This is a genomic window from Micromonospora sp. NPDC049801 (assembly GCF_040656575.1).
GTDB lineage: Bacteria > Actinomycetota > Actinomycetes > Mycobacteriales > Micromonosporaceae > Micromonospora.
On the sequence record NZ_JBFAMS010000001.1, the window covers coordinates 303,157 to 320,651 of the forward strand.

The 17,495-nt window shown below is 73.5% G+C and carries 14 protein-coding genes and 1 riboswitch; of the genes, 6 read left to right on the forward strand and 8 right to left on the reverse strand.

Annotated elements, in window-relative coordinates:
* Positions 1–27: 27 nt before the first annotated feature.
* Positions 28–1,017: a LacI family DNA-binding transcriptional regulator gene (locus tag AB0I89_RS01400; RefSeq protein WP_357118299.1), complete on the reverse strand. Its 990-nt coding sequence runs from the start codon at positions 1,015–1,017 to the stop codon at positions 28–30.
* Positions 1,018–1,180: 163 nt separating this feature from the next.
* On the opposite strand from AB0I89_RS01400, the gene AB0I89_RS01405 reads away from it, so the two are divergent.
* Together AB0I89_RS01405 and AB0I89_RS01410 are read left to right on the forward strand one after the other, a co-directional pair.
* Positions 1,181–2,449, forward strand: a complete 1,269-nt coding sequence (locus AB0I89_RS01405; protein WP_357118302.1) for an MFS transporter — start codon at positions 1,181–1,183, stop codon at positions 2,447–2,449.
* 73 nt (positions 2,450–2,522) lie between these two features.
* The gene (locus AB0I89_RS01410; protein WP_357118305.1) at positions 2,523–3,419 is read left to right on the forward strand and encodes an aldo/keto reductase; all 897 of its coding nucleotides are present in this window, start codon (positions 2,523–2,525) and stop codon (positions 3,417–3,419) included.
* Positions 3,420–3,503: 84 nt separating this feature from the next.
* On the opposite strand, the gene AB0I89_RS01415 is transcribed toward AB0I89_RS01410, so the two are convergent.
* The 5 genes from AB0I89_RS01415 to AB0I89_RS01435 all read right to left on the reverse strand — a co-directional run bounded on the left by AB0I89_RS01415 (position 3,504) and on the right by AB0I89_RS01435 (position 8,335).
* A complete protein-coding gene (locus AB0I89_RS01415) occupies positions 3,504–4,166 on the reverse strand; it encodes a hypothetical protein (protein ID WP_357118308.1) in 663 nt (220 codons plus the stop codon).
* A 10-nt stretch (positions 4,167–4,176) separates the two neighbouring features.
* Positions 4,177–6,336 carry an RNA polymerase recycling motor ATPase HelR gene (helR, locus tag AB0I89_RS01420; protein WP_357119417.1) on the reverse strand — a complete coding sequence of 720 codons (2,160 nt, stop codon included), beginning with the start codon at positions 6,334–6,336 and terminating at the stop codon, positions 4,177–4,179.
* 126 nt (positions 6,337–6,462) lie between these two features.
* Positions 6,463–6,969, reverse strand: a complete 507-nt coding sequence (locus AB0I89_RS01425) for a hypothetical protein (RefSeq protein WP_357118311.1) — start codon at positions 6,967–6,969, stop codon at positions 6,463–6,465.
* Between the two features lie 63 nt (positions 6,970–7,032).
* Complete coding sequence (locus tag AB0I89_RS01430; RefSeq protein WP_357118314.1) at positions 7,033–7,767, reverse strand: hypothetical protein; 735 nt, start codon at positions 7,765–7,767, stop codon at positions 7,033–7,035.
* The gene (locus AB0I89_RS01435) at positions 7,760–8,335 is read right to left on the reverse strand and encodes an RNA polymerase sigma factor (protein ID WP_357118318.1); all 576 of its coding nucleotides are present in this window, start codon (positions 8,333–8,335) and stop codon (positions 7,760–7,762) included. Before AB0I89_RS01435 ends, AB0I89_RS01430 begins: the two co-directional genes overlap by 8 nt.
* 125 nt (positions 8,336–8,460) lie before the next feature.
* Here AB0I89_RS01435 and AB0I89_RS01440 point away from each other — a divergent pair, with 125 nt between their 5' ends.
* Positions 8,461–8,796 carry a hypothetical protein gene (locus tag AB0I89_RS01440; protein ID WP_357118321.1) on the forward strand — a complete coding sequence of 112 codons (336 nt, stop codon included), beginning with the start codon at positions 8,461–8,463 and terminating at the stop codon, positions 8,794–8,796.
* 22 nt (positions 8,797–8,818) lie between these two features.
* On the opposite strand, the gene AB0I89_RS01445 is transcribed toward AB0I89_RS01440, so the two are convergent.
* Together AB0I89_RS01445 and AB0I89_RS01450 are read right to left on the reverse strand one after the other, a co-directional pair.
* Positions 8,819–9,646, reverse strand: coding sequence for an inositol monophosphatase family protein (locus AB0I89_RS01445; protein ID WP_357118324.1), 828 nt, complete (start codon positions 9,644–9,646; stop codon positions 8,819–8,821).
* Entirely contained in the window at positions 9,622–10,512 is an 891-nt protein-coding gene (locus AB0I89_RS01450) for a DUF5919 domain-containing protein (protein ID WP_357118327.1), read from the reverse strand. The genes AB0I89_RS01445 and AB0I89_RS01450 overlap by 25 nt, the downstream gene beginning before the upstream one ends.
* Positions 10,513–10,819: 307 nt before the next feature.
* On the opposite strand from AB0I89_RS01450, the gene AB0I89_RS01455 reads away from it, so the two are divergent.
* From AB0I89_RS01455 to AB0I89_RS01465, 3 genes are all read left to right on the forward strand, one after another.
* Positions 10,820–10,942 carry a hypothetical protein gene (locus AB0I89_RS01455; RefSeq protein ID WP_357118330.1) on the forward strand — a complete coding sequence of 41 codons (123 nt, stop codon included), beginning with the start codon at positions 10,820–10,822 and terminating at the stop codon, positions 10,940–10,942.
* A 111-nt stretch (positions 10,943–11,053) separates the two neighbouring features.
* Positions 11,054–11,183, forward strand: a riboswitch (cobalamin riboswitch).
* A gap of 316 nt (positions 11,184–11,499) precedes the next feature.
* Entirely contained in the window at positions 11,500–15,168 is a 3,669-nt protein-coding gene (gene cobN / locus AB0I89_RS01460) for a cobaltochelatase subunit CobN (protein WP_357118334.1), read from the forward strand.
* Positions 15,165–17,402: a magnesium chelatase subunit D family protein gene (locus tag AB0I89_RS01465; protein WP_357118337.1), complete on the forward strand. Its 2,238-nt coding sequence runs from the start codon at positions 15,165–15,167 to the stop codon at positions 17,400–17,402. Before cobN ends, AB0I89_RS01465 begins: the two co-directional genes overlap by 4 nt.
* Positions 17,403–17,495: the final 93 nt, after the last annotated feature.

The following is a 17,495-nucleotide window of genomic DNA, read 5'->3' on the forward strand; positions in this document are numbered from 1 at the left end:
CCGGCCGCCGGTTAACCGGGCGGCCGCTCAGGCGCTGTCCCGGGCCACCAGGTCGGACGGGAAGAGCGTCACCGGCGCTCCCGGGCGACCGGCCAGCACGGCGGCGGCCGCCGCGGCGGCGATCCGGCCCACGGGGTGGCTCGCGGTGGTCAGCGCCGGCGCGGTCATGCCGGCCAGCGGGATGTCGTCGAAGCCGGCCACCGCGACGTCACCGGGCACCCGGACGCCGTCCTCGCGCAGCTCCGCGATCACGCCCAGGGCCGTCTCGTCGCTGATCGCGTAGATCGCGTCGACGTCCGGCCAGCGCCGCAGCGCCTCGCCGGCCGCCTCCCGGCCCCGCGCCGCCGTGAAGTCCCCCCGCACAACCCGCTCCGGCAGGCCGGCCTCGCGCATCAGGTGGCGGTACGCCCGCACCGGCCGCTGCGCGCACGGCAGCCACCGCGGACCGGTCACCATGGCGATCCGGCGGCAGCCCGTGCCGTACAGGTGGCGTAACACCGCGCCCGCGCCGGTGGTGTTGTCGACGTCGAACGACGGCACCGTGGCCGAGCCGATGCCGATCGAGGCGATCCGGCCGTGCAGCGCCCGGGGTACGGCCGCCAGCAGGTCCTCGGTGGTGTTGACCAGCACGACCCCGCACACGCTGCGGTCGGCGGCGAGCTGGTCGAGGCCGCGCGGGTCACCCAGCGGCAGCCAGTGCAGGGCCACCCCGACGCCGGCCGGCGCGCACACCCGGGCGGCCGAGCCGACCACGCGGTCCACGTACGGGTCGTCCAGCACGGCCGCGCTGGTGCCCAGGGCGGCCACCACCAGCCGCACGCCGCCGCCGCGGACCAGTGCGCGCGCGGCCGGGTTGGGCACGTAGCCGAGCTGGTCGGCGGCCGTCACCACCCGTGCCCGGGCGGCCGGCGAGGCGAACCCGGTGCCGGCGATCACCCGCGAGGCGGTGGACCGGGACACTCCGGCGGCCCGAGCGACGTCCTCCAGGGTGGCTGGGCGCGGTGCCGCTGCCATCATCGTGTCCTCCCCGACGACGCCCGCCCCCGGCGGGCGTGCGCCTGCCAGCCATCATCCCCCGACCTGCGGGCCTGCGGTAAGGGGCGGGGCCCGCTTGTGGTGGTAGCGCTCTCAGGTGTGCGATCGTGCCAGGAGATCACCCCCCAGGAAGAGGACCACCCCCTTGAGTGCCCCCACCAGTCCCGCCGTCGCCCCGGACGCCGCCGCGCCGACGCGGGCCATCGTGCTCGCCCGCAACGGTGTCGCCCTGACCTTCACCCTGAACGGCCTGGCCGTCGGTAGCTGGTTCTCCCGGGTGCCGGCCGTCCGGGAGGCGCTGGATCTGTCCGCCGGCCGCCTCGGGCTGCTGTTGCTCGCGTTGAGCGTCGGCGCGCTGCTCGCCATGCCGACGTCCGGGCTGCTCGCCCAGCGCCTCGGCTCCGCCCGCACGGTGACCCTCGCCACCGTGCTGGTCGCGGTGGGCCTGATCGTGGCCGGGTTGGGCGCGACGGTCGCCGGGTCGGCCGCCGTCGTCGCGCTGGGGATGGTCGCCTTCGGCTACGGCTCCGGCGCGTGTGACGTGGCGATGAACGTCGAGGGCGCGGCGGTGGAGCGTCGGTTGGGGCGTACCGTCATGCCCCGTTTCCACGCGGCCTGGAGCCTCGGGTCGGTGGCCGGCGCGGGCGTCGGCGCCGGCGCGGCCCGCCTGGACGTGCCGGTGGGCGCGCACCTCGCCGTGGTGGCCGTGGTGGTCCTGGTCGGCACCGTCTTCGCGTCCCGGGCGTACCTGCCCCAGCCCGCCGTGGACGCGGCCAACGGGCCGACGGACACCACCCCGGCCGGTCGTCGGCGGGCCCAGCTCGCCGCCTGGCGCGAGCCGCGCACCCTGCTGATCGGGCTGTTCGTGCTGGTGGCGGCCTTCACCGAGGGCAGCGCCAACGACTGGCTGGCGGTCGCGTTCGTGGACGGCCGGGACCTGAGCGAGGCGGCCGGCGCGGCGGTCTTCGGCGTGTTCGTCGTCGGCATGACCCTCGGTCGCACCGCCGGCACGGTCGCGCTGGACCGTTGGGGGCGGGTGCCGGTCCTCACCGGCACCGTCCTGCTCGCCGCCGCCGGCGCGACGTTGGCCGTGTTGGCCGGCTCGGGACCGGTGGCCATCGTCGGTGTCGCGCTGTGGGGGATCGGCGCGTCACTCGGCTTCCCCGTCGGCATGAGCGCGGCGGCCGACGAGGAGGCGCACGCGGCGGTACGGGTCAGCGTCGTCGCCGTGATCGGCTACACGGCCTTCCTGGGTGGCCCGCCGCTGCTGGGGCTGCTCGGCGACCACGTCGGCGTCCTGCGGGCGCTGCTGGTGGTGCCGTTGCTGCTCCTGCCGACGTTGGCGCTGGTGCCGGCGCTGCGTCCGCCGCGCGCCGCCGACCGGGAGCAGTCGTCGGCAGCACAACAAAACTAGCCCGGATCAGGGCGTGCCGGTATCGGGCGCGTGGCCGAGTGCGCCGCGCGCCCGTGCTGGCTACGGTCGCCCGATGCCAATCGACGAGATCACCGCCGCCGCGGCGGGCACCTGGACCCTGGGCGACCGCACGGTGCGCCGGATGGGCTTCGGCTCGATGCGGATCACCGCGAACCCCGACCGCGAGCGCGCGATCGCGCTGCTGCGCCGCGCTGTCGAGCTGGGCGTCAACCACCTCGACACGGCCGCGTTCTACGTCTCGCCCGGCGGAACCCTGCGGGTGGGCACCGGTCCCGCCCGGTACGCCACCGAGCTGATCCGGGCGGCCCTCGCCCCGTACCCCGAGGATCTGGTGATCGCCACCAAGGTCGGCTTCGGCTACGACCCTGTGGACGGGTTCACCGAGGCGTTCACCCCCGCGCAGTTGCGCGCGCAGGTCGAGGAGAACCTGCGTCGTCTCGGCCGCGACCAGCTCGACGTGGTGAACCTACGGCTCGGCCGGGGGCCGGGGGCGGTGCCGCTGGCCGAGCGGTTCGGCGCCCTGGCCGAGCTGCGCGACGCCGGGCTGATCCGGCACCTCGGGCTGTCCAACGTCCGGCCCGAGCAGCTGGATGAGGTGGCCGGCATCGCGCCGGTGGTCTGCGTGCAGAACAACTACGGCGTGGACGCCTACCGTGAACAGGACGCCTTCGTCCGGACCTGCGGCGAGCGGGGAGTCGCCTACGTGCCGTTCTTCGCGCTGGCCGGAACGTCCCGGGAGGCGGGAGCGACCGCCGCGCCGGGCGCGGCCGTCGAGGCGGTCGCCCGCGACCACGGCGTCACCCCTTCGCAGGTACGCCTGGCCTGGACCCTGCACCAGGGCCCGCACGTCCTCGCCATCCCCGGCACCAGCGACCCGCTGCACCTCGAGGAGAACATCGCCGCCGCCGCCCTCCACCTGACCCCGGAGGACCTGACCCGCCTGGGCTGACGCCGTCCCCCACCCCCGTCCCGCCGGCGTTGATCATGAAGTTGTTGCCATCGATGTCGACGTGTCGTGGCAATAACTTCATGATCAACGGAGCCAGATGCGCAGGAGGCCCGCGGGGTGGAAGCCGGCTCGGCGGGCCGGGGGCAGGTCGGGCGCGGACTCGTAGCCGACCAGGGGTACGTCGGGCAGGGTGGCGGAGATCGCCAGCCAGATCTCGTCCGGATCGTCGCTGGTGCTGAACAGGTTGGAGACGCCCGACGGATCGTCGCCGCTGACCACCGCCCCGCCCACGACAGCGCCCCGCCCGTCGTGCCGGGCCAGCACCCGGATGCCCGGGTCGGCCAGCAGCGCCGGGCGGAACAGCTCCCCGCCGCCGTGCGCGCTCGCCCACTCCGCGAGCCCTCGCGCCGTGGTGACCCGGTCGAGCGGCACGCCGGTCGGCGGCTCGGTGGGCGGGCGGTGGATCCACTGCGCGTCGAAGAGGACCCGGAACCCGTACGCCGCGAGGTCGAGGTCGGCGAAGCTGTCCTTCACCGACGCGCCGGCCCCGGCGTCGATCCGCGCGAGCAGCGCCTCGGGGTCGACGCCGGGGCGCAGGGTGACCGCGTCCGGATACCAGGGCGGGGAGCGGCGGGGCACCGACCACGCGTCGGCGTCGATCCGGCCGACCAGGCCGTGGCTGGCGCACACCACGTCGCACCATTGCGCGTTGTTGTGCGCCGCCGCCTCCCGCACGTCGTTTGGCACGTCCGGCAGCCTAATCGGTGAGCACGACGAGCCGCTGGGTCGCGCGCGTCATCGCGACGTACCTGTCGACCGCCCCCTGGACGCCCTCACCGAACGCCTCCGGATCGACGAGGACGACCAGGTCGAACTCCAGCCCCTTGGACAGTTCCGGACTCAGCGACCGGACGCGACTCGTCGCCGGCCGGAACGTGGGGTCGCCGATGACGCAGGCGATTCCCTCGGCGTGCTCGGCGAGCCAGCCGTCGACGATCGCGTCCCGGTCGCGCACCGATCCGTGGGTGACGGGGATCCCGTTGCCGCGGATCGAGGTCGGCACGTTCGCGTCCGGGAGTACGGCCCGGATGACCGGTTCGGCCTGCGCCATGACCTCCCGGGGCGTCCGGTAGTTGACGGTCAACGAGGTCAGGGTCACCTCGTTGAGCCCGACGCGGGCGAGCCGTTCCCGCCACGACCCGGTGAATCCGTGCCGGGCCTGGGCCCGGTCCCCGACGATCGTGAAGCTGCGCGACGGGCACCGCGACAGCAGCATCTGCCACTGCGCGTCGGTCAGCTCCTGCGCCTCGTCCACCACGATGTGCGCGAACGGGCCGGCCAGCAGATCCGCGGCGACGCCCGGCAGCACGGCCTCGTCGACAAGCGCGTCCTGCAGGTCCAGTTGGCGCAGGCTCGACAGCACGCCCTCGCCGTCGTCGTAGGCGTGCGCCTCGATCAGCTCGTCGACCACCGTCGCCATGCGTTCCCGTTCGGCGGCGATCGTGGCGTCGCGGCGGCGGGTACGCCCTGACGCCTCCGCATCGCCGAGCCGCTGTCGTGCCGCGTCCAGCAGCGGCAGGTCGGACACCGTCCACGTGCGGGCGTCGGCGCGCTGGAGCCGGCGGACGTCGTCGGGACCGAGCCAGGGGGCGCACCTGCGCAGATAGGCGGGTACCGACCACAGGTCCGCGACGATGTCGGCCGCGTCGAGCAGCGGCCAGGCGCGGTTGACCGTGGTACGGAGTTCCGCGTCGCGCCGCAGCGACGCGCGGACGAGGTCCTCGGGTTCGTCGCCGTCGTACCTGCCGAGCAGGATGCTCAGCAGTTCGTCCCAGATCTCGTCGCGGGCCTCGTTGTGCGGGGTGCCCGGTCCGGGCGCCTCGAACGCCTGGGCCCAGTCGTCGGCGCTCAGCCGGATGTCGGTGTCGCCGGCCGCGACGGTCAGCGCCGTCGTCGGCGGCTCCTCGTAGAAGCGGACGGCCGCGTCGATCGCCCTTACCAGGTCGAGCGAGGACTTGAGGCGGTCCACCTCCGGGTCGCTCTCGGCGGTGGCCGAGGCGCCCTGCGGTACGAGGTCCCGCAGGGTGCAGGTCTGCACGTCCTCCTCGCCGAGGCTGGGCAGGACGTCGGCGACGTACGCCAGGTAGGGCTGGTGCGGCCCGACGAACAGCACCCCGCCGCGCCCCTGCCGCAGGCGCGGGTCGGAGTAGAGCAGGTACGCGGTGCGGTGCAGGGCGACGACGGTCTTGCCCGTGCCCGGACCGCCGTCGACGACGAGCGCGCCGCGTGATCCGGCCCGGATGATGGCGTCCTGGTCGGCCTGGATGGTGCCGAGCACGTCGCGCATCCGGGCCGAGCGGTTGCCGCCGAGGCTGGCGATGAACGCCGACTGGTCGTCCAGCGCGGCGTGCCCCTCGAACCCGTCCGGGGTGAACACCTCGTCCCAGTAGTCGCTGATCCGGCCGAGGGTCCAGCGGTACCGGCGTCGGCTCGCGAGGCCCATCGGGTTGGCGTGGGTCGCTCCGAAGAACGGCGCGGCGGCCGGTGAACGCCAGTCGAGCAGCAGCCGGCGGCCATCGCCGTCGCTGAGGCCGAACCGTCCGATATAGACGGGCTCGGGGTCGTCCGCGTGGACCATGCGACCGAGACACAGATCCAGACCGAAACGGCGCAGCGCGCGCAGGCGGGCGGTCAGCCGCCGGACCTCCTCGTCCCGGACGACCGCCTGCCGACCCTTGCCCGCCGGTGCCCGGCGCTCGGCGTCCAGGCGGTCGGACAGGTCGGCGATCGACCGCTGAAGGCTCGCCGCGATCACGGCGAAGTGCTGCTCGTCCCGGGCGACGAGCGCCGGGTCGGCCTTGGCGGCGAGGTTCTCGGGGAGGTCGAACACACCGGCCGCCGCCGACGACACGTTCATCTTCATGGCTCCCGTTTGCGCAGGTCATGGCCTTGGACGGGCCATTCTGCGGCACAGCGGGGGCCTTGCCGCAAGTCCCCCCATGCGGTATATGTTGGATATGGCGGGAGGGGTTGTTCCCCGTCGTCACGGCTTCCGCTCGGCGTAGACGAGATCCATCGTGTCGGCGCGCCCGCCCCAGCTCAGGTCGAGATGCCAGCACCCCGCTCGGGGCATGTCGATGATCGACGGCGCCGGCCCGCCGGCGACCTCGTGGGTCACTCGCGTGTCGGTGCCGTCCAACGTGGCGATGATCTTCAGGCTGGTCGACGCGCCCGGGGGCGGCGAGGCCGTGGCGGGCCGGGCCACCCAGAGGATCTTGTTGCTCGACGCGTCCGGTCGGACCTGCGCCAGCGGGTGGCCGAACAGCACCGCCACGATCTCACCCCGTGCGCCGAAGACGTGCGGCATGCGGGTGTCCCCGTGGAACCCCTCGTCCGCCCAGTCGGGCAGCGACCCCGTCTCGACCCGCGACGCGCAGCCGACCGCCGCAGTGGTTGGACCGCCGGCAGTCGTCGCCGGCCCGTCGCCGGCCGTGCCGCAGCCCGCCAGCACCAGAACCGACCCCAGCAGAAACCTGCCCCAAGTGATCATCTTGCTCCCTCCCACAAGGACGTGTCCCGTACCAGAGAGACACCGGTCGGGCCGGGCGGGTTCCTAGGGGAGCGAGCCGGCGATCTCGAGCGCCTCGGCCATGCTGCGCGCGCCCTCCAGCCGGTAGGTCACGCCGGCCTGCTCCCAGATCAGGGTCGACGCGGCGAGTCGTGCGGTCTCCCGGCGGATCTGCCCCGACCGGTCGACGTAGGACAGCACGTGCGGACCGTCGACCCAGACGGCGAAGTCACCGTCGACCTGCGTCCACTCCGCACCCGGCCGGCTGGTCCGCTTGTGGAAGGTCAGGTCGAGACGACCGTCGAACGCGTCGAGACGCACCGCGCCGCCCTCGTACAGCAGCGTCGCGACCCGGTACGCGCCGGTGCCGTCGGGGTCGGCGACCGACACCCGCTCCGGCGGCCCGAGCGCGGCCGGCACCCGGATCGGGAAGCGGACCGCCCGCCGCGCCTCGTCGAGCCCCACCATCCGCAGCGACGGCAGGGGCGACGGCTCGTCCTCGGGCGGCGACGGCGTGGACGACGTGACGATGCCGACGCCGGCGAAGCGCAGCACCTCGCCGACCGCGTCGGCGACGGCCGCACGCGTCGGCGGCAGCGCCGCGACCAGCAGGGCAACGAGCGCCGCCGCGGCCAGGGAGCGCCACCGACGTCGCCCGCGTACGTCCCCGACGAGCCGGTCGCGCACCCGTGCGGTCACGTCCGGCGTGACGGGCGTGTCCAACCAGACGCCGAGGTCACGCAGCTCCGCCTCCAGGCCGTCCCGGGTGAGGTCATCCATGACGCACCTCCTCGTCGGCGAGCAGGGCGCGCAGCTTCGCCAGTGCCCGTGAGGTGCGCGACTTCACCGTTCCCCGGGGCCAGCCCAGCATGACGCCCGTCTCCTGCTCGCCGAGATCGAGGAAGAACCGGCAGACGATCACCTCGCGGTCGCGTACCGGCAGTTGCCGCAGGGCCGCCACCAGCGCGGCCCGCCGCTCGCCGGCCAGGACGGCGTCGACGGCGTCATCCTCGGCGACCTCGGGCGGGGGGTTCGCCGCCGCCCGCAGGACCAGGCCCTCCCGGCGCGTGCGGGACCGGTGCAGGTTGCGGGTCTCGTTGGCGACGATCGCGAGCAACCAGGAGCGGAAGGACGACTCTCCCCGGTAGCGGGACAGCTTGCGGTAGCCCTTCACGAACGCCTCCTGGACGACGTCCTCGGAGTCCGGACCCGCGCCGAGCAGCACCGCCGTCCGGTACGCGGACGCGGTGTGCCGGGCGACCAGGAGGTCGTACGCCTCCAGGTCACCGGCTCGGGCGCGGGTGACGAGCACGTCGTCGTCCAGGGGAACCTCCGGTCGGACTCGCACTGATGACACCGCCCGCGCCCGTCGGGTTCCGCCCCAGCGGAGTCAGATTTTTCCCACCCGCCGTGCAGCCTATTGCCAGGAATCGGTGCTGAACTGGGAGTGGCGTCGAAGGAGAGGGGCTGGGCATGGGCTGGTTCAACCGGCGGTCTCGCGGCGGCGAGGCGACCCCGACGAAGCTGGACCGTGAGGCCACCCGGGACGACCTCGCCGCGCTGGAGGCGTTCGTCGCCAGCCGGCGAGGGGTGGAGTTCTACCTGGAACCGGAGACGACCGCCACCGACACCACCGTGGTCGCGATCGCCTACGACGGTGAGTGGATCCGTCGCCGCACCGGCACACCCCGGGCAGCGGGCGACATCGCCCGCAAACACGCGGTGCCGCTGTACGAGGCGGCCCGCACCGGCTACCCGGAGCGGATGCGGGTGTGGAATCGGGCCCACCCGGAACGCCACGCCCGCTGAGCCGGTCAGGCCGTAACCGGGCTCAAGCGGGTTTCGCCTGCGCGAGTGATCGCTGGATGAGCGTGAGGACGGGTGGAAGGATCAGCTCACCGCCGCCGATCGTGGCGCCAGCGTTCACGTGGTGGGGCGTGCCGTCAATGTCGACCACCAGCGCGCCAGCCTCCCTGGCGATGACGACGCCCGCGACGGTGTCCCACGGGTTGTTGTTGAGCATGACGAACGCGTCGATCCGGCCGTGCGCCAACCAGGCGAGGTCGATTGCGGCTGACCCGTGCATGCGTATCCGTTGGACGTGCCGGGTGAGCTGCTCGGTGATGGCGAGTCGCTCGGTGTTCTTCCGGCTGGCCTCGGCACCGACCGCATAGTCGCCGATGGCGACGACGGCGTCCCGCAGATCGGTGACCTGGCTGGCGCGGATGCGCCGGTTGTCGGCATAGGCGCCGTGCCCCTGCACGGCGTGGTAGCGGGTGCCGAGGAACGGAAGGTCGATGACACCAAGGACGGCGTGTGTGCGGTGGATGAGGCCGAGAGAGATCGCGCACAGAGGCGAGCCGTGGATGAAGTTCACGGTGCCGTCGACTGGATCGAGCGCCCAGGTCAGCGCGCTGGTGTCGCCGCTGCTGCCGTACTCCTCACCGAGGAAACCGATGTCAGGCGCCTTGGCGGCCAGATGCTCGCGGACCGCTCGCTCGATGGCGTAATCCACGTCCGAGGCCATGTCGCGGTCACCCTTGAAGGTCAGCGCACCGGGCTGGAGCCTGCGCATCAGGTCGTGGGCCAGGTCGACGGCCTCCTGTGCGAGGGGGAGAAGGTGCGCGTAGCCGGTCATAGCTGGCGGCTGCGCTCCCACAGCGAGTTGAACATCTCGTCGAATATCGGGTAGAGGCCGGAAGGGCTGGGGCTGGCGCTGCGCTCGATGACCAGCGTCGGGCAGTCGACACCGCGCATCTGCGGTAGGTAGTGCTGGACAACGCAGAGTCGACCATCGATCAGAAGGACGTTGGCGCGGATGGATTCGTCGTAGACGCCGATGGTGAGGTTGTCCCGGGCATCCGCCGGGAGCCGGTCACGAATGCGACGGGCCAGGTTCTGGATGTTGAGTTCGGTGAGCGCGCTGAGGTGCCCATCTGGATAGTCGTCCTCCCGCTCCTGCCGCCTGATCGCCTCGCCGGCCGGGTCAAGGAACAGGCAGCGGAGGCGGGTGCCGGCGGCGAGGAGTCTCAGGAGGCGATTGTCGCCGTACTGCTGACAGATGAGGTTCAGTGACAGCCCGGACGCTCGGATGTCCGTGGCATGGTCGAAAAGGGCTTGCGGGGGCAGCTCCGCCATAAAATCTGATCGGCTGGAATAGATCGCGCTGACATCAGCGCATTGGTTCCGTACGGCCGTGCTGAGCTGGTGTCCGGCGAGGTCCGGGGCCGGCTCGCGTTCGCCGAGGAGAAGCGTCATTCGTGCGTGGCGGGGCATGGACAGGCCGGTGCAGATGCGGGTGAGGACATCGATGCTGCTGACCCGGCGGGCACCGCTGGTGATCTCGCTGATCTGAGCCTGGCTGAGGCCGGTGGCGACGCCGAGAGTGGTCTGGCTGGCGCGGGTGGCTCGCTGGACGAGGCGGAATACCTGAGCGATGTTACGAGCGGCCAGGGCGTCGAGCATGTCAGTGGTGCCCCACAGCAGGTCGTCAGTGGTAAGCGTGGCAGTTGTGCGGACGCTCACGGCTGGCTTCCTTCCTGCTACAAGGGCCGAGGGCCAGCTTATCCAGTAGTGGGATGGCATGCCGGGAGGACATCCGGAGGGCGGATGAAAGTTATCCATCGAGGATTCACCCGCTGTGATGGATCGCTGCGGTTGTGGTGAGCAGGGTCGTGGTGTGAGTCTGCGGTCCCGCCCCCACCTGCCCATGCGCCCCGCCTGGTTGTGCCGCAACTGTGCCGCAGCATGGCCATGCTCCCGCGCCCAACTCGATCTCGTCGCCGAGTTCTACGGTCACTCGCTGGCGCTGGCCCTCTACCTTACGTCCTGCATGAACGAGGCCATCCACGACTTGTACGGTCTCGGCGGTCGCCCCGACCTTGCCCTGATGCACGCGCGTTTCCTCGGCTGGCTGTCGTTGACTCGCCGGCCGCGTCGCTTCAACCATGAGTGACTCGCCCCGATATCTTCGCAGGTCAATGTGGTGCTCGTGACCGGGCGGCTCCGGGGTCCGCGTTGACCGGCGGCGCGAGGGTGTGGCAGCATTCGCGGCCTGACGGCAGTGAAGGAAGTCGGTGCGAATCCGACGCGGTCCCGCCACTGTCACCGGGGAGTGATCCCCCCTCGCGAGTCACGGCCGTGTGTCTGCGGTTGGAAGGCCGGGGGTGAGCGTCGATCCGGAAGCCAGGATACTTCGGCCGTCGGGACGTACCCCAGGGCGTGGACACCCGAGGAGGACCCGATGACGCATGGCGTCTTGCGCACCCACGAGCACCGTCGTACCCCGAGCGGCGGTCGCACCGCCGCGCCCCGACCCGGCCGCACAACCGCGCCGGCATCCGCTCGCTTGGGCGTCGTTTCCCGCTGAGTTCCGCGCCACGCCACCCGTCGCCGCCGGCCCCGTGCCGGTGAACGGTCCGGGTCGCGGTGCCCGCTGAACCCCGCGCCCACCCGCACGTCGTCGCCGAACCGCTTCCGCGAGCGCGCCGACGTTACCGTCCGGAGCCTGCCGTGCGCATTCTGCTGCTCTCCACCGCCGACACCGACCTGCTGGCCGCCCGCGCCAGCGACGCCGACTACCGGCTCGCCAACCCTGCCCAGGTGGCGGCCGACGAGGTGCCCGCCCTGCTCGACGGGGTCGACCTCGCCGTCGTACGCCTGCTCGGCGGTCGGCAGGCGTGGCCGGACGGCCTCGCCGCCGTGCTCGCCAGCGGCGTGCCGACGGTCGTCCTTGGCGGCGAGGCGCTGCCGGACGCGGAGCTGATGGCGGTCTCCACGGTGCCGTCCGGGGTGGTCGCCCAGGGCCTCGCGTACCTGGTCGAGGGTGGCCCGGACAACCTGGGGGAGTTGGCCCGGTTCCTCTCCGACACGGTCCTGCTCACCGGGGAGGGGTTCGCACCGCCCGCGCCGACCCCGGCGTACGGCGTGCACGGCGAGCACCCCACCGAACCGGGTCGGCCCACCATCGGAATCGTCTTCTACCGGGCGCACGCCCTGGCCGGCAACACCGCGTTCGTCGACGTGCTGGCCGAGGCGGTCCGCGCGGCCGGCGGCAACCCCCTGCCGATCTTCTGCGGCTCGCTGCGCGGGCTGACGGCCGGCGCCGGCCCCCTCGGGCTCTTCGCCCGCTGCGACGCGCTGCTGGTCACCGTCCTCGCGGCCGGCGGCGCGGTCGCCGCCGACGCCTCCTCCGGCGGCGACGAGGACGCCTGGGACGTCGGCGCGCTCGCCGCCCTGGACGTGCCGGTCATCCAGGCGCTCTGCCTCACCAGCACGCGCGAGCAGTGGGCCGCCAGCGACGCCGGACTGTCCCCGTTGGACGCGGCGATGCAGGTGGCCATCCCCGAGTTCGACGGCCGGATCGTCACCGTGCCGTTCTCGTTCAAGCAGGTCGACGCCGACGGTCTTTCGGTGTACGCCGCCGACCCCGAGCGGGCCGCCCGCGTCGCCGGGATCGCGGTGCGGCACGCCCGGCTGCGGTACGTGCCGAACGCCGACAAGCGGATCGCCGTGGTGCTCAGCTCGTACCCCACCAAGCACTCGCGGGTCGGTAACGCCGTCGGGCTGGACACCCCGGCCTCGGCGGTCCGGCTGTTCGCCGCGCTCGCCGAGGCGGGCTACGACCTCGGCGGCACGCCGCCGCCCACGGACGGTGACGCGCTGATCCACGCGCTGATCGCCGCCGGCGGGCACGACGTGGAGTGGCTCACCCCGGAGCAGTTGGCCGCCGCCGAGGCGCGGATAGCGGGGCAGACGTACCGGCGCTGGTTCGAGGCGGTCCCGGTCGAGCTGCGCGAGCGGATGCGGCAACACTGGGGCGAGCCGCCCGGCGAGCTGTACACCGACGGCGGGGACGTCGTGCTGGCCGGGCTGCGCTTCGGCAACGTGGCGCTGCTGATCCAGCCGCCGCGTGGTTTCGGGGAGAACCCGATCGCCATCTACCACGACCCGGACCTGCCGCCGAGCCACCACTACCTGGCCGCGTACCGCTGGCTCGCCGCGCCGGTCTCCGACGGCGGCTTCGGCGCGGACGCCGTGGTGCATCTGGGCAAGCACGGCACCCTGGAGTGGCTGCCCGGCAAGGGCCTCGGCCTGGCCGCCGGCTGCGCGCCCGACGCGGTCCTCGCGGACCTGCCGCTGGTGTACCCGTTCATCGTCAACGACCCCGGCGAGGGCACCCAGGCCAAGCGGCGGGCGCACGCCGTGGTCATCGACCACCTGGTGCCGCCGATGGCCCGCGCCGAGACCTACGGCGACCTGGCCAAACTGGAGCAACTGCTGGACGAGTACGCCACCGTGCAGGCGCTCGACCCGGCGAAGGTGCCGACCGTGCGGGCGCAGATCTGGGACCTGGTCCGCGCCGCCGAGCTGCACCACGACCTGCACACCGAGGCGATGCCCGACGCGGACGACTTCGACGACTTCGTGCTGCACCTCGACGGCTACCTGTGCGAGGTCAAGGACGTGCAGATCCGCGACGGCCTGCACATCCTCGCCGACGCGCCCACCGGCGAGCCGCGGGTCAACCTGGTCCTCGCGGTGCTGCGCGCCCCGCAGATCTGGGGTGGCGTCCAGGCCCTGCCCGGCCTGCGGCAGGCCCTCGCCACCGCGTACGGCCTCGACGAACAGGAACTGCTTGCCATGCCGGGCCGGCGGATCGCCCTGCCGGCCGCGTTGACCGACGCGGTGGACGGGCCGGCCGGCACCGCCGCCGATGCCATCGACCTGATCGAAACCCTCGCCCGGCGGCTGGTCGTCGGCATGGAGACCCTGGGCTGGACCGCCGACACGGCCGAGGCGGTCGTCGCCGAGGTGACCGGCCAGCCGATCCCGGACGCCGCCGAGGTGCTGCGCTTCGCCGCCACCGAGTTGGTGCCCCGGCTGGTTCGCACCACCGACGAGCTGACCAACACCCTCGGTGCGCTCGACGGCCGGTTCGTGCCGCCCGGCCCGTCCGGCTCACCCACCCGGGGCCTGGTCAACGTGTTGCCCACCGGCCGGAACTTCTACTCCGTCGACCCGAAGGCCATCCCCAGCCGCAACGCCTGGGACGTCGGCGTGGCCCTGGCCGACTCGCTGCTGGCCCGGCACCTCGCCGACACCGGCGCGTACCCCCGCTCGGTGGGGTTGACCGTGTGGGGCACCAGCGCCATGCGGACGCAGGGCGACGACATCGCCGAGGTGCTCGCGCTTATCGGCTGCCGGCCGGTGTGGGACGAGCGGTCCCGGCGGGTCACCGGCGTCGAGGTGGTGCCGACCGCCGAGCTGGGTCGGCCCCGCGTCGACGTCACCGTACGGATCTCCGGGTTCTTCCGCGACGCGTTCCCGCACGTGGTGGCGCTGCTCGACGACGCCGTCCGGCAGGTCGCCGCCCTGAACGAGCCGGCCGAGGAGAACTACCTGCGCGCCCACGTGGCCGCCGACCTCGCCGAGCACGGTGACGAGCGGCGGGCCACCGCCCGGATCTTCGGCTCCAAACCCGGGGCGTACGGCGCGGGCCTGCTGCCGCTGATCGACGCCCGGACCTGGCGCAGCGACGCCGACCTGGCCGAGGTGTACGCGGTGTGGGGTGGCTACGCGTACGGCCGGGGCCTGGACGGTCGGGAGGCGCGCGCCGACATGGAACGCTCCTTCGCGCGGATCGCGGTCGCGGTGAAGAACCAGGACACCCGCGAGCACGACATCGTCGACTCCGACGACTACTTCCAGTATCACGGCGGGATGGTGGCGATGGTCCGCCACCTCACCGGCACGTCCCCGGCCGCGTACGTGGGCGACTCGGCGATGCCGCACGACGTGCGGACCCGCACGCTGGGCGAGGAGACCCGGCGGGTGTTCCGGGCCCGGGTGGTCAACCCGAAGTGGATCGCCGCGATGCGCCGGCACGGCTACAAGGGCGCGTTCGAGCTGGCCGCCACCGTGGACTACCTGTTCGGCTACGACGCCACCGCCGGTGTGGTGGACGACTGGATGTACGAGCACCTGGCCGCCGCGTACCTGTTCGACGACACCACCCGCGAGTTCCTGGAGAAGTCCAACCCGTGGGCGCTACGCGGCATCACCGAGCGGCTATTGGAGGCCGCCGACCGGGGGCTGTGGGCCAAGCCCGAGCCGGCCACCCTGGACCGCCTGCGCGACACCTACCTGGCCAGCGAGGGCGACCTGGAGGACCGGGCATGACCACGACCTACCCGTTCAGCGCCGTGCTCGGCATGGCCGACATGCGGCTGGCGTTGCTGCTCAACGCCGTGTCCCCGGCGATCGGTGGGGTCCTCGTGCGGGGCGAGAAGGGCACCGCCAAGTCCACCGCCGTACGCGCCCTCGCCGCGCTGCTGCCCCCGGTGCGCCGGGTCGCCGGCTGCCGCTTCGGGTGTGATCCGGCCGAACCCGACCCGGGCTGCCCGGACGGGCCGCACCCGGTCGGGGCGGCCGTCGAGACCGGGCCGGCGCGCCTCGTCGAACTGCCCGTCGGAGCGGCCGAGGACCGGGTGGTCGGGTCGCTGGACCTGGAGAAGGCCCTCGGCGAGGGCGTACGCGCCTTCGAACCGGGCCTGCTCGCCGCCGCCCACCGGGGCGTGCTCTACGTGGACGAGGTCAACCTGCTGCACGACCACCTCGTCGACCTGCTGCTGGACGCGGCGGCGATGGGCCGCAGCCACGTCGAGCGCGAGGGCGTCTCGGTCAGCCACGCGGCCCGGTTCCTGCTGGTCGGCACCATGAACCCGGAGGAGGGGGAGCTGCGCCCGCAGCTGCTCGACCGGTTCGGGCTGACCGTGGAGGTGAACGCCAGCCGGGACCCGGAGATCCGGGTGGAGGTCGTCCGCCGGCGGCTCGCCGCCGACGCCGACCCGGCCGGGTTCGCCGCCCGCTGGGCCGACGCCGACGCCGAGATCGCCGCCCAGGTGGCCGCCGCCCGCCGCCGGCTTCCCGGGGTACGCCTGCCGGACGCCGCGCTGCGGCAGATCGCCGAGGTGTGCGCGGCGTTCGACGTGGACGGGATGCGCGCCGACATCGTCACCGCGCGTACCGCCCTCGCCCACGCCGCCTGGCACGACCGGGACCGGGTCACCAGCGACGACGTGCGGGTGGCGGCCCGACTCGCCCTGCCGCACCGCCGTCGCCGCGACCCGTTCGACACGCCGGGGCTGGACGAGAAGCGCCTCGACGAGGCGCTGCAACGGGCCCAGGACAACCACCCCGACGACCCGGACGACGACGGCCGCCCGGACGACGGCGGCTCCGCCGGCCCGCGCCCCGACGGTCCCGATGGTGGCGGTGGGGGCGGCCCCGGCGGCAGTGCCGGCGACCTGGGCGGCTCCTCCGGCGTGGACGGCGACACCGGGGAACATCGTCACGATGGGAACGGCCCCGACGGCGACGCCCTCGATCCCGCCGACGTGGACGGTGGGGAGTCGGGCAGCGGCGGGCACGATTCCGGCGCCGGCGAGTCCGGAAGGGCCGACGGCCCGGAGCCGCACGCCGCCGACGTCGGCGCGGACGGGGACTTCTCGGGGGTGAACGGTCGGGGCGGTCGCCGTCGGCGGGCCGAGGAGGGTGAGCCCAGCGCCACCGGGAACGACCGGGAGCGCGAGGGCGGACGGGTGGCCGTACCCCGGGGTGGTCTGCGAGCCCGGCTGCTGACCGCGCCCGGCGTCGGTGACGGGGTGCCGGGCCGGCGGTCGCGGGCCCGGACCGGGAGGGGCCGCACCACCGGGGCCCGGGTGCCGAACGGTGGGGTCGGCGCGCTGCACCTGCCGGCCACCATCCGCGCCGCCGCACCCCACCAGGCGACTCGGGGGCGACTGGCGGGCCCGCTGCGCCTGCGTCCGGACGACGTCCGCGAGGCGGTCCGGGAGGGGCGCGAGGGCAACCTGGTGCTGTTCGTGGTGGACGCCAGCGGTTCGATGGGCGCCCGGCAGCGGATGGTCACCGTGAAGGACGCGGTGCTCGCCCTGCTCACCGACGCGTACCAGCGGCGGGACAAGGTCGCGGTGATCGCCTTCCGGGGAGCCGGCGCGCGCACCGTGCTGCCGGCGACCTCGTCGGTGCTGGCCGCCTCGACCCGTCTGGCCGAGTTGCCCACCGGCGGGCGGACACCACTGGCCGAGGGTCTGCTGGCCGCCGCGGACCTGCTGCGGGTGGAGCGCCTGCGCGACCCGAAGCGCCGCCCCCTGGTCCTGGTAATCACCGACGGCCGCGCCACCGCCGGAACCCGTCCGCTCGACCGGGCGGCAGGAGCGGCGGCAATCCTCGCGGCGACGGGTGCCCCCTGCGTGGTCGTCGACTGCGAATCCGGCCCGATCCGCCTGCACCTGGCCCGCCGCCTGGCCACCCAACTCAACGCCCCCCTGCACCCCCTGCACGCCCTGACCCACCCCGCCCCCCGCGATCTTGCAGTTTCTGTCGCCACATAAGAGGACGAGATACGCATATGAGCAACAGAAACTGCAAGATCGCGGAAGGCGCGCGGGGTGCGGAAGGCGCGCGGGGTGCGGAAGGCGCGCGGG

Coding starts and splice junctions, on each gene's coding strand:
- AB0I89_RS01465 (WP_357118337.1), top strand. CDS start 15,165: ATGACCACGACCTACCCGTTCAGCGCCGTGCTCGGCATGGCCGACATG.
- AB0I89_RS01455 (WP_357118330.1), top strand. CDS start 10,820: ATGAACGAGGCCATCCACGACTTGTACGGTCTCGGCGGTCGCCCCGAC.
- AB0I89_RS01400 (WP_357118299.1), bottom strand. CDS start 1,017: ATGATGGCAGCGGCACCGCGCCCAGCCACCCTGGAGGACGTCGCTCGG.
- AB0I89_RS01440 (WP_357118321.1), top strand. CDS start 8,461: ATGGGCTGGTTCAACCGGCGGTCTCGCGGCGGCGAGGCGACCCCGACG.
- helR (WP_357119417.1), bottom strand. CDS start 6,336: ATGAACGTGTCGTCGGCGGCGGCCGGTGTGTTCGACCTCCCCGAGAAC.
- AB0I89_RS01410 (WP_357118305.1), top strand. CDS start 2,523: ATGCCAATCGACGAGATCACCGCCGCCGCGGCGGGCACCTGGACCCTG.
- AB0I89_RS01430 (WP_357118314.1), bottom strand. CDS start 7,767: ATGGATGACCTCACCCGGGACGGCCTGGAGGCGGAGCTGCGTGACCTC.
- AB0I89_RS01425 (WP_357118311.1), bottom strand. CDS start 6,969: ATGATCACTTGGGGCAGGTTTCTGCTGGGGTCGGTTCTGGTGCTGGCG.